Below are 12467 nucleotides of genomic sequence, written 5' to 3'. Positions count from 1 at the left end.
AGCAAACCATGCGTTCATCAAAAGTCATTCATGTAGTCAGCTGCCACGCCGAAGGCGAAGTCGGCGACGTGATCGTGGGCGGTGTCGCCCCGCCGCCAGGCGCCACCGTGTGGGAACAGTCACGCTGGATCGCCCGGGACGAAACCCTGCGCAACTTCGTCCTCAACGAACCCCGCGGCGGCGTGTTTCGCCACGTCAACCTGCTGGTTCCGGCCAAGGACCCACGGGCGCAGATGGCCTGGATCATCATGGAACCGGCGGACACCCCGCCGATGTCCGGCTCCAACTCGTTGTGCGTCGCCACCGTATTGCTCGACAGCGGCATCCTGCCCATGACCGAGCCGCAAACACGCCTGGTGCTGGAAGCGCCCGGCGGCCTGATCGAAGCCGTGGCCGACTGCCGGGATGGCAAGGTGCAACGGGTGGAAGTGAAAAACGTGCCGTCCTTCGCTGATCGACTGGATGCGTGGATTGAAGTCGAAGGCATCGGCTCGCTGAAGGTTGACACCGCTTATGGTGGCGACAGTTTTGTGATTGCCGATGCCAAAGGCCTGGGTTTCTCCATCCGCCCGGATGAAGCGGCCGATCTGGTGGCGGTCGGGCTGAAAATCACTCGAGCGGCCAACGAACAACTGGGCTTCGTGCATCCGCTGAATCCCGAGTGGTCGCACATTTCCTTCTGCCAGATCGCCGCGCCGATCGTCAATGAGAACGGCGTCGCCACCGGCGCCAATGCGGTGGTGATTCAACCGGGCAAGATCGACCGCTCCCCCACCGGCACGGGTTGCTCGGCGCGCATGGCGGTGTTGCAGGCCAAAGGCTTGATGCAGGTTGGCGAGCGTTTTGTCGGCCGTTCGATTATCGGCTCCGAGTTCCACTGCCGCATTGATTCGTTGACCGAAGTCGCCGGCCGCGCCGCGATTTACCCGTGCATTTCCGGCCGGGCGTGGATCACCGGCACCCATCAATTGCTGCTCGACCCAAGCGATCCGTGGCCACAAGGCTATCGCCTGTCCGACACTTGGCCCGGCGCCTGATCACGCAATCCCTGCCCCCCAGGCCATCGGCCAGTAAAAACCCCTGAAAACCAGAAAAAGCACTGGCCGAGCATTGTCATTTTAAATGTCGTATACGAAATACTATTAACGAATCGGAGACAACAATGAGCAAGCGCATTAACTGGAGTGGCGTCTTCCCGGCGGTGACCACTCAATTCAACGATGACTACTCTATCAACCTGGAAAAAACCCATCAGGTGATTTCCAACGTGATCCGCGACGGCGTGTCGGGCCTGGTGGTCTGCGGCTCGGTGGGTGAAAACACCTCGCTGACCGCCGAAGAGAAAATCGCCGTGACTGAAGTCGCTGTCGATGCCGCCCGTGGTCGCGTACCGGTGATTTGCGGCGTGGCCGAGTTCACCAGCCTGCAAGCGGCCAAGGTCGCCAATGCCGTACGCCGGGTCGGCGTCGATGGCGTGATGCTGATGCCGGCGCTGGTCTACGGTTCCAAGCCGTTCGAGACCGCCGAGCATTACCGCTACGTGGCGAAAAACGCCGACGTGCCGCTGATGGTCTACAACAACCCGCCTATCTATAAGAACGACGTCACCCCGGACATCCTGATTTCCCTGGCCGACTGCGACAACGTGGTGTGCTTCAAGGATTCCTCCGGCGACACCCGCCGCTTCATCGACGTGCGCAACGAAGTCGGTGACCGTTTCGTGCTGTTCGCCGGCCTCGACGACGTGGTGCTGGAAAGCATCGCCGTGGGTGCCGAAGGTTGGGTCTCGGGCATGTCCAACGTGTTCCCGAAAGAAGGCGAAACCATCTTCCGCCTGGCCAAGGCCGGTCGTTTCGCCGAAGCCATGCCGATCTACGAATGGCTGATGCCGATCCTGCACCTCGATGCCCGTGCCGACCTGGTGCAATGCATCAAGCTGTGTGAAGCCATCGCCGGTCGCGGCAGCGCCTTGACCCGTCCGCCACGCCTGGCCCTGCCGGAAGCCGACCGCGTATTTGTCGAGCAAATCATGGCCAAGGCGTTGGCCAACCGCCCGGAACTACCGGACGTCGGTCTCTGAGTGATTGCCGGGCGGGCCTTTACTGGCCCCGCCCGGCTGCCCGTTTTTTTTTGCGCCTTAACAAGGTACGTCAGCATGTCGAATCCTCAACACACGCAAAGCGCAACCACGCCCTCGGGACTCAAACGCGTAGTGGCCGCCGCCATGGCAGGCACCGTCGCCGAGTGGTATGAATTCTTTCTCTACGGCACCGCCTCGGCATTAGTTTTCGGCAAGCTGTTCTTCCGCCAGACCGACAACCCCATCGACGGCATCATCGCCGCCTTCGCCTTGTACGCGGTCGGCTTTCTCGCCCGGCCGCTGGGCGGTCTGGTATTCGGTCACTACGGTGACAAATTCGGCCGCAAACGCCTGCTGCAACTGAGCCTGGTAGTGGTCGGCATCACCACCTTCCTGATGGGTTGCCTGCCTGGCTTCGACCAGATCGGTTACGCCGCGCCGGTGCTACTGGTGCTGTTGCGGTTGATCCAAGGCTTCGCTTTCGGTGGCGAATGGGGCGGCGCGATTCTGCTAGTGTCCGAACACTGCCCGGACAATCGTCGGGGTTTCTGGGCCAGTTGGCCGCAAGCCGGGGTGCCGGCCGGCAACCTGGTGGCCACGGTCGCCCTGCTGCTGTTGTCGTCGAACCTGTCAGAGCAACAGTTCCTTGCCTGGGGCTGGCGCGTGGCGTTCTGGTTCTCGGCGGTAGTCGTGTTGATCGGTTACTGGATTCGCACCAGCGTCGATGACGCGCCGATCTTCAAAGAAGCCCAGGCTCGTCAGGCACAGACCAAACAGCAACAGCTCGGTGTGGTGGAAGTGCTGCGTCATCACTGGCGTTCGGTGCTGGTGGGAATCGGCGCACGCTTTGCCGAGAACATCCTCTACTACACCGTGGTGACGTTCTCGATTACCTATCTGAAACTGGTGGTGCACAAGGACACTTCGCAAATTCTGCTGCTGATGTTCGGCGCGCACCTGGTGCACTTTTTCCTGATCCCGCTGATGGGCTATCTGTCGGACATCGTCGGGCGCAAGCCGGTGTACCTGACCGGCGCGGTGCTCACCGCGTTCTGGGGTTTCATCGGTTTCCCGATGATGGACACCGGCAACAACTGGCTGATCATGGCCGCCATCACTCTGGGCCTGGCCATCGAGTCGATGACTTACGCGCCTTACTCGGCGCTGATGGCTGAACTGTTCCCGACCCACGTACGCTACACCGCGCTGTCCCTGTGCTACCAGGTGGCGCCGATCTTCGCCGGTTCCCTGGCACCGCTGATCGCCATCACCTTGCTCAACAAGTACCAGAGCTCGACTCCGATCGCCTGGTATCTGGTGGGCGCCGCGCTGATTTCCGTGGTGGCTGTCGGCCTGACCCGCGAGACCCGTGGCAAATCATTGCGCCAGGTGGATGCCGAGTCGGCGGCGCGGGTTGCTGCCGTGGACGCAGGCGTGCCAGCCACCCCGCGCCGGGGTGACTCTTTGGCTTGATGGCCCTGAAAGATCGCAGGCTTCGCCAGCGCCTGCACTGACCGCATTCGCCCGTCATAAACGGGTGGATACCATTCCTGCAGGAGTTGCCGCAGGCTACGATCTTTATTGAGCACTTTGATTCAATCAGGCGAGCAAGGCCTTGAGGTCGTTGTACAGCGCCTCGGGAATTTGCACGCCCTCCACCAGGCTGCGTACCCGCGCCGCGTAACGTCGTTGCGACGGTAAGCGTGCGCCCTGCCCTTCAATGCCCTGGAACAACGTTTCGGCCCGGGCCAAATGTTCTTCAGTGGCGTCCCCCAGAAAGCGCCGAGGGTCCAGGGCGATGATCAACTCGCCATGGTACGGCGACGACTTGCTGCCCCCGTCGTAAGTCAACGACTCGGCACTGGTCAGGTCACCAATCAGCGGCCCGGCAATCAACTCCACCATCGCCGCCAGCGCCGAACCCTTGTGCCCGCCGAACGTCAGCATCGCGCCGCTGTCGAGCACCACGTTGGCATCGGTGGTCGGCCGGCCCTGGGCGTCGACGCCCCAACCTTCGGGAATCGCCTTGCCGGCACGCCGGTGCAGTTCGATATCACCACGGGCAATCGCGCTGGTGGCGAAGTCGAACACAAACGGATCCTGCCCCGCACGCGGCCAACCGAAGGCAATGGGATTGGTGCCGAACACCGGCAGTCGTCCTCCGGCCGGCGCCACCCAGGCGTGGCTCGGATTACACGCCAGTGCCACCAGACCGGCAGCAGTCAGTTGCTCGATCTCCACCCACAGCGCCGAGAAATGTACACAGCGGTTGATTGCCAACGCCGCAATGCCGTTGGCCCGGGTTTTCTGCGCCAGCAACGGCAACCCCGCCTGAAACGCCAACTGCGAAAAGCCACCGCCAGCATCCACCCGCACAATCGACGGCGCCTGGTCGACCACCTGCGGCTCGGCATCGGCTGACACCTTGCCGGCACGCAGGGAATTCACACACCCCAGAATCCGGTACAAACCGTGGGAGGCACAGCCATCACGTTCGCCAGCAATCACCGTCGCCGCCACCGCTTGTGCGTGGGCCAGATTAAAACCGTTGTACAACAAGATCGATTCGGCCAACTCACGGGCTTCGATCAGGGTCAGTCGGATCATGGTCATCTCCTTGGACAGACCGGTCAGAGTGGTCCGTCCGAGGCGTTATGGCTTGATGGGTTTGGGCCTTGGCGGTGACGAAATTGGCACAGCGCAGGCAAGCCCACAGCGATTTGGGAACGACAAGGATCCCTGTAGGAGCGAGCCTGCTCGCGAAAGCCGCAACACGGTTCCAAGTCTGACTATTGCATCCAATGCAACACACAATTGTCATCAATCCAGTTGATGACAACCGAACGCAAGGCGCAGGCTAGAGGGCTGGCTTGGGCCTCATATCATTCCGAATGATAGTTACCTTCGCCCCATTCGATTCGTGAGATACAAACCCGCCGCGCATCATTCGCCAATCTCAACACATTGGCGGATGCATCCATGGAACAGTCACTCAAACATTTGCGCTTCCCGTTGGCTTTGTTGGCCGTAGTGGTGATCAGCGCTTGCGGCAAGGCCCCGCAAACTGCCGCCAGCATGCCCGCAGCCAAGGTCAGCGTGGCCAAGGTGCTGGAACAACCGGTCAACGAATGGGACGAATTCACTGGTCGCCTCGAAGCGCCGGAAACCGTCGAGATTCGTCCACGGGTCTCCGGCCAGATCGATGAAGTGGCCTTCACTGAAGGCGCCCTGGTCAAGAAAGGCGACCTGCTGTTCCAGATCGACCCGCGTCCGTTCCAGGCTGAGGTCCGCCGCCTCGAAGCACTGGTTGCTCAATCGCGCGCCAATGCCACCCGCAGTGAAAACGAAGCCCAGCGCGGTGAGCGCCTGCGCACCAGCAACGCCATTTCCGCCGAACTGGCCGATTCGCGTACCAGCGCCGCACAGGAAGCCCGCGCCGCCGTCGGTGCCCTGCAAGCGCAGCTTGATCTGGCTAAATTGAACCTGAGCTTCACCCGCGTCACCGCACCGATCAGCGGCCGCGTCAGCCGTGCGGAAATCACCGCCGGCAACCTGGTGACCGCCGACACGACCCCGCTGACCAGCGTGGTCTCCACTGACAAGGTGTACGCCTACTTCGACGCCGACGAACGTGTGTTCCTCAAGTACACGGAGCTCGCTCGCCAGGGCAAGCGCGGCGCCACTACCCCGGTTTACATGGGCCTGTCCAACGAGGACGGCAACCCGCACCAGGGTGTGATGAACTTCGTCGACAACCAGGTCAACCCGAAAACCGGCACCATCCGTGGTCGCGCCGTATTCGACAACAGCGATGGCAGCTACACCCCGGGCCTTTATGCACGCCTGAAACTGGTGGGCAGCGGCACCTACAGCGCCACGCTGATCAACGATGAAGCGGTCGGCACCGACCTGGGCAAGAAGTTCGTGATCGTGATGGATGGCGACAACAAGACCGCCTACCGCGCCGTGGAACTGGGTCCGAAGATTGAAGGCTTGCGCATCGTGCGCAGCGGCCTGAACAAGGACGACACCATCATCGTCAAGGGTCTGCAACGGGTACGTCCTGGTTCACCGGTCACTCCTGAAGTGATTCCGATGGCCAGCGAACAAACCCTCGCGGCACTCGCACAACAACGCCAAGCGCTGGAAGCCAGCAACCTGCCCCAAGTCGCGCCTGCCAGGGTTGCACCGGGTACGGCTGTGAAACTGGCTGCCACGACCCCACGCGGTTAAGGGATTTCCAAGATGAATTTTTCCCAATTCTTCATTTCGCGGCCGATCTTCGCAGCGGTGCTGTCGCTGCTGATCCTGATCGCCGGTGCGATCTCGCTGTTCCAGTTGCCGATCAGCGAATACCCGGAAGTCGTGCCGCCCACCGTGGTGGTACGCGCCAACTTCCCGGGTGCCAACCCGAAAGTCATCGGCGAAACCGTGGCCGCTCCGCTGGAGCAAGCCATCACCGGCGTCGAGAACATGCTGTACATGTCCTCGCAATCCACCGCTGACGGCAAGATCACCCTGACCATCACCTTTGCCCTGGGTACGGACCTGGACAACGCACAGGTACAGGTACAGAACCGCGTGACCCGGACCGAGCCGAAACTTCCCGAGGAAGTGACGCGCATCGGTATCACCGTGGACAAGGCGTCGCCCGACCTGACGATGGTTGTGCACTTGACCTCGCCGGACAAACGCTACGACATGCTGTACCTGTCCAACTACGCCCTGCTCAACATCAAGGATGAGCTGGCGCGCCTGGGCGGTGTCGGTGATGTGCAGTTGTTTGGCATGGGCGATTACTCGCTGCGTGTTTGGCTCGACCCGAACAAGACCGCTTCGCGCAATCTGACCGCGACCGATGTGGTCACGGCGATTCGCGAGCAGAACCGCCAAGTGGCGGCCGGTGCATTGGGTGCGCCGCCTGCTCCGAATGCCACGGCATTCCAGTTGTCGGTCAACACTCAGGGCCGTCTGGTCAGTGAGGAAGAGTTCGAGAACATCATCATTCGCTCTGGCGACAACGGTGAAATCACTCGCCTCAAAGACATCGCTCGCGTCGAACTGGGCTCCAGCCAGTACGCCCTGCGCTCGCTGCTGAACAACCAGCCGGCGGTGGCGATCCCGATCTTCCAGCGCCCTGGCTCCAACGCCATCGAGATCTCCAATGAAGTGCGGGCCAAAATGGCCGAACTGAAGAAGAGCTTCCCCGAAGGCATGGACTTCAGCATCGTCTATGACCCGACGATCTTCGTGCGCGGCTCCATCGAGGCGGTGGTCCACACCCTCTTCGAAGCGCTGATCCTCGTGGTACTGGTGGTGATCCTGTTCCTGCAAACCTGGCGCGCCTCGATCATTCCGTTGGTGGCTGTGCCGGTCTCGCTGATCGGTACCTTTGCCGTGATGCACCTGTTTGGATTCTCGCTCAACGCCCTGTCGCTGTTCGGCCTGGTCTTGGCGATCGGTATCGTGGTGGACGACGCCATCGTGGTGGTGGAGAACGTCGAGCGCAACATCGAACTCGGACTGACCCCGGTGGAAGCCACCAAACGCGCCATGCGTGAAGTGACCGGTCCCATCATTGCCACGGCGCTGGTGCTGTGTGCGGTGTTTGTTCCGGCGGCGTTCATCTCCGGCCTGACCGGGCAGTTCTACAAGCAGTTCGCCCTGACAATTGCGATTTCCACGGTGATCTCGGCCTTCAACTCCTTGACCCTGTCGCCGGCGCTTGCCGCGGTATTGCTCAAGGGCCACGACGCGCCGAAAGACCGTTTCTCCAAGGTGCTGGACAAGATTTTTGGCGGCTGGCTGTTCCGCCCGTTCAACCGCTTCTTTGAAAAGGCCAGCCATGGTTATGTCGGCACCGTTGCCCGTGTGATCCGCTCCAGCGGCATCGCCCTGCTGCTGTACGCCGGCCTGATGGTCCTGACCTTCTTCGGTTTTTCCAGCACCCCGACCGGTTTCGTACCCGGCCAGGACAAGCAATACCTGGTGGCCTTCGCGCAATTGCCAGATGCCTCGAGCCTGGATCGCACCGAAGACGTGATCAAGCGCATGTCCGAGCTGGCGCTGAAACAGCCTGGCGTGGAAAGTGCGGTGGCCTTCCCTGGCCTGTCGATCAACGGGTTTACCAACAGCCCGAACGCCGGCATCGTGTTCGTGACCCTCAAACCGTTCGACGAACGCAAAGACCCGAGCATGTCCGCAGGGGCCATTGCCGGTGCCTTGAACGGCCAGTACGCGAACATCCAGGAAGCCTACATGGCGATCTTCCCGCCGCCGCCGGTACAAGGCCTGGGCACCATCGGCGGTTTCCGCCTGCAGATCGAAGACCGGGGCAACCTGGGCTACGAAGAGCTGTACAAGGAAACCATGAACATCATTGCCAAGAGCCACAGCGTTCCGGAACTGGCCGGTCTGTTCACCAGCTACACGGTGAACGTGCCACAGGTCGATGCGGCTATTGACCGCGAAAAAGCCAAGACCCACGGCGTGGCCGTCAGCGACATCTTCGACACCCTGCAAATCTACCTGGGCTCGCTGTATGCCAACGACTTCAACCGCTTCGGTCGCACCTATCAGGTCAACGTCCAGGCCGAACAACAGTTCCGCCTCGAATCCGACCAGATCGGCCAGCTGAAAGTGCGTAACAACAAGGGCGAGATGATCCCGCTGGCGACCTTCATCAAGGTCAGCGACACCTCGGGCCCGGACCGCGTGATGCACTACAACGGCTTCATCACCGCTGAAATCAACGGTGCGGCAGCCCCGGGCTACAGCTCCGGCCAGGCCGAAAAAGCCATCGAGAAACTGCTCAAGGAAGAACTGCCCAACGGCATGACCTACGAATGGACCGACCTGACCTACCAGCAGATCCTGTCCGGCAACACCGCGCTGTTCGTGTTCCCGCTCTGCGTGCTGCTGGCGTTCCTGGTACTGGCGGCTCAATACGAAAGCTGGAGCCTGCCACTGGCGGTGATCCTGATCGTACCGATGACCCTGCTGTCGGCCATCACCGGTGTGATTGCCTCCGGCGGTGACAACAACATCTTCACCCAGATCGGCCTGATCGTACTGGTGGGCCTGGCGTGCAAGAACGCGATCCTGATCGTCGAGTTCGCCAAGGATAAACAGCTCGAAGGCCTCAACCCGCTGGCTGCGGTCCTCGAAGCCTGCCGCCTGCGTCTGCGGCCGATCCTGATGACCTCCTTCGCGTTCATCATGGGTGTCGTGCCTTTGGTGTTCTCCAGCGGTGCCGGTGCCGAAATGCGTCATGCCATGGGTGTGGCGGTGTTCTCCGGGATGCTCGGGGTGACCTTCTTCGGCCTGTTGCTGACGCCAGTGTTCTACGTATTGATTCGTAACTTTGTCGAGCGCGGCCAGACACGCAAAGCTGCCAAGGCCAACCTGAAGCTGGAGTCGCACTGATGAGTTTGAAAGCGTTCCTGCCGAGCCTGCTGGCACTGGCCTTGAGTGCCTGTGCCGTGGGCCCCGACTACAAGACTCCAACCACCGAGGCGGCCAACATCACGGCCGCCACCGATGGCGCCGCCGGCCAGAAGAACTTTGACCGTTCACATTTCGAAGGCATCTGGTGGCAACAGTTCGAAGACCCGACCCTCAACCAGTTGGTGACGCAATCACTGCAAGGCAACCGCGATCTGCGCGTTGCCTTCGCCCGCTGGAAAGCTGCGCGGGCGATCCGCGATGACGTCAGCAACGACGCCATGCCGACCATCACCAGCCGCGTCAGCAGTGACCTGGGCAAAGGCCAGATCCCGGGCCAGACCACCAAGCGGGTCAACAGCGAACGCTATGACCTGGGCCTGGACATGGCCTGGGAGATTGATCTGTTCGGTCGCATCCAGCGCAACCTGGAGTCGGCCAACGCCGAGCAACAGGCGTTCGAAGCCGACCTGTACCAGCTGCAAGTGACCATGATTGCCGAACTGGTGGACTCCTACGGGCAACTGCGCGGCGCGCAACTGCGGGAGAAAATCGCCCTGGCCAACCTGGAAAACCAGCGCGAGTCGCGCAAGATCACGGTCAGCCTGCGTGATGCCGGCGTCGGCGACCAGCTCGATGTGGAGCGTGCCGACGCGCGACTGGCGTCGGTTGAAGCCAGCGTGCCGCAACTGCAGGCCGAACAGGTGCGGCAGAAAAACCGTATCGCCACCCTGCTGGGTGAACGTCCGGACAAGCTGACCGTGGACTTGAGCCCCAAAGACCTGCCGGCGATTGCCAAGGCCTTGCCGATCGGCGATCCGGGCGAGCTGCTGCAACGCCGTCCGGACATCCTCAGCGCCGAACGCCAACTGGCTTCGGCCACCGCGCGTATCGGCGTGGCCAAGGCGGATCTGTTCCCTCGGGTCAGCCTCAGCGGCTTCCTCGGCTGGACCGCCGGACGTGGTTCGCAGATTGGTTCTTCGGCGGCCAACGCCTGGGCGCTGGGCCCGAGCATCACCTGGGCCGCGTTTGACCTGGGTAGCGTAAAAGCCCGCATACGTGGCGCCGACGCCGATGCCGAAGGCGCCCTGGCGACCTACGAGCAGCATGTGTTGCTGGCCCTGGAAGAATCGGAAAACGCCTTCAGCGACTACGGCAAACGCCAACAGCGCCTGATCTCGCTGATCCGTCAGAGCGAGTCCAGCCGCTCGGCCGCCGACCTCGCGCAAATCCGCTACCGCGAAGGCACGTCCGATTTCCTCGTGCTGCTCGATGCCCAGCGAGAACGCCTGGCGGCCGAAGACACCCAGGCCCAGGCTGAAGTGGACCTGTATCGCGGCATAGTCGCGATCTACAAGGCCCTCGGAGGTGGCTGGCAGCCGGAGACGGTCGCGAGCAACTGACCCGATGCCTTAAAGCGCTCCTTTGGTTGGCCGCAACCAACCAATTTCCTTGCCCTGCGTCTCATTCGGTCGCGGGGCTTTTTTTGCCTTTGCAGACAACGCAAATCCCTTGTAGGAGCGAGCTTGCTCGCGAAAAACTCGAGGGCGCCGCGTTTTTTCAGGGCTCCCGCGTCATCGTTGTCGACCATCGCGAGCAAGCTCGCTCCTACAGGGTTGGCCGCAACTAACCAATTCCTTAGCCCTGCGTCTCATTCGGTCGCGGGGCTTTTTTTTGACTTTGCAGACAACGCAAATCCCTTGCAGGAGCGAGCTTGCTCGCGAAAAACTCCAGGGCGCCGCGTTTTTTCAGGGCTCCCGCGTCATCGTTGACCACCATCGCGAGCAAGCTCGCTCCTACAGGGTTGGCCGCAACCAACCAGTTTCCTTGCCCTGCGTCTCATTCGGTCGCGGGGCTTTTTTTTGCCTTGTCCAGGCAACGCATATCTCTTGTAGGAGCGAGCTTGCTCGCGATGGACTCAAGAGCGCCGCGTTTAGTCAGTTAACACGCGACATCGTTAACGACCATCGCGAGCAAGCTCGCTCCTACAGGGATCAGGGGTGTTCCTGGACGGTCACCGTCGCGGTGGTCCCGGCGCGCAATTTGTCTTTACCGGCATAATCGGCATCGATCTCGATCCGCACCGGCACCCTTTGTGCCAGTTTGACCCAGGTGTAACTGGGGTTGATATTCGCCAGCAATCGTCCGCCCGGCAGGTTTTCCCGGTCGGCGATGGCGAAGGCAATGCTCTGCACTTTGCCGCCGAACGTTTCGCCACTCATCAACTCGATCTTGACCCGGTCGCCCTCCCCGATCCGCGGCAGCTTGGTTTCTTCAAAGTAACCACTGACATAGAACGAATCGCTGTCCACCAGTGCCAGCAATGGACCGCCGGCCGAAGCGTAGTCGCCCTCCCGGGTCAGCAGATTGGTGACGTAGCCGGTCACCGGGGAGACGACGTGGGTACGCTGCAAGTCGAGCTCGGACTGGGTCAGTGCCGCGATGGCCAGTTGCACGTTGGCCTGGGCCAACACCAGATTGGCCTGATTACGCAGCAGGTCAGCCTGGGCCACCGACACATCGGTGTTGGCTTTTTCCCACTCTTCGCCGGAAATCGCCGAACGATCCTTGAGCGTGCGCCGCCGTTGTTCCTCGCTCTGACGTTGCTTGAGCAAGGCTTCGCTGGCGGTAATGTTCGCCTGGGCCTGCCCGAGCGAGGCTTTCGACACCTCAACCGCACGTTTGGCATGTTCCACTGCCAGCGTGTAACGCGCCGGATCGATCTCCAGCAGCGCCTGGCCTTTGTTCACGTGTTGGTTGTCCTGCACGGCCAGGCTGACGATCCGCCCGGAAACATCGGCGGACAAGGTCACCACATCGGCACGCACCCGGGCATCCCGGGTCCAGGGCGCACGGGTGTAATGCTCCCAGGCGAACCAGCCCAGGATGAGCGCCAGCAGCACCACCGCGACCGTCGTGAGTCGGGAAAGGATGTTCTTCAAGG

8 protein-coding genes are annotated in these 12467 nt (G+C 61.6%); 6 read left to right on the top strand and 2 right to left on the bottom strand.

The window, feature by feature from the left end; translation table 11 throughout:
* The first annotated feature begins 8 nt into the window (after positions 1–8).
* From AC06G5_RS14320 to abaF, 3 genes are all read left to right on the top strand, one after another.
* Complete coding sequence (locus tag AC06G5_RS14320; protein ID WP_480459741.1) at positions 9–1037, top strand: trans-3-hydroxy-L-proline dehydratase; 1029 nt, start codon at positions 9–11, stop codon at positions 1035–1037.
* Between the two features lie 125 nt (positions 1038–1162).
* On the top strand, positions 1163–2080 hold the full coding sequence (locus AC06G5_RS14315; RefSeq protein WP_095942202.1) for a dihydrodipicolinate synthase family protein: 918 nt from the start codon (positions 1163–1165) through the stop codon (positions 2078–2080).
* A 75-nt stretch (positions 2081–2155) separates the two neighbouring features.
* On the top strand, positions 2156–3553 hold the full coding sequence (gene abaF, locus AC06G5_RS14310) for a fosfomycin efflux MFS transporter AbaF (protein WP_480459739.1): 1398 nt from the start codon (positions 2156–2158) through the stop codon (positions 3551–3553).
* A 126-nt stretch (positions 3554–3679) separates the two neighbouring features.
* Here the strand turns inward: abaF and AC06G5_RS14305 are convergent, their stop codons facing one another.
* Complete coding sequence (locus AC06G5_RS14305; protein WP_480459738.1) at positions 3680–4687, bottom strand: Ldh family oxidoreductase; 1008 nt, start codon at positions 4685–4687, stop codon at positions 3680–3682.
* Positions 4688–5059: 372 nt separating this feature from the next.
* On the opposite strand from AC06G5_RS14305, the gene mexE reads away from it, so the two are divergent.
* From mexE to AC06G5_RS14290, 3 genes are read left to right on the top strand one after another with little or no spacing between them, the layout of a single operon-like run.
* Positions 5060–6313 carry a multidrug efflux RND transporter periplasmic adaptor subunit MexE gene (mexE, locus tag AC06G5_RS14300; protein ID WP_480459736.1) on the top strand — a complete coding sequence of 418 codons (1254 nt, stop codon included), beginning with the start codon at positions 5060–5062 and terminating at the stop codon, positions 6311–6313.
* A gap of 12 nt (positions 6314–6325) precedes the next feature.
* Entirely contained in the window at positions 6326–9505 is a 3180-nt protein-coding gene (locus AC06G5_RS14295; RefSeq protein ID WP_480459734.1) for an efflux RND transporter permease subunit, read from the top strand.
* Positions 9505–10926 (top strand): efflux transporter outer membrane subunit, encoded by a 1422-nt coding sequence (locus AC06G5_RS14290; RefSeq protein WP_413422825.1) that lies wholly within the window; start codon positions 9505–9507, stop codon positions 10924–10926. The genes AC06G5_RS14295 and AC06G5_RS14290 overlap by 1 nt, the downstream gene beginning before the upstream one ends.
* A 591-nt stretch (positions 10927–11517) precedes the next feature.
* Here AC06G5_RS14290 and AC06G5_RS14285 read toward each other — a convergent pair.
* On the bottom strand, positions 11518–12465 hold the full coding sequence (locus AC06G5_RS14285; RefSeq protein WP_413422827.1) for an HlyD family secretion protein: 948 nt from the start codon (positions 12463–12465) through the stop codon (positions 11518–11520).
* Positions 12466–12467: the final 2 nt, after the last annotated feature.

This window comes from Pseudomonas sp. WT-JTC (assembly GCF_056711565.1).
Note: the sequence above shows the minus strand (reverse complement) of the source record. Positions and strands in the feature narration are given on the sequence as shown.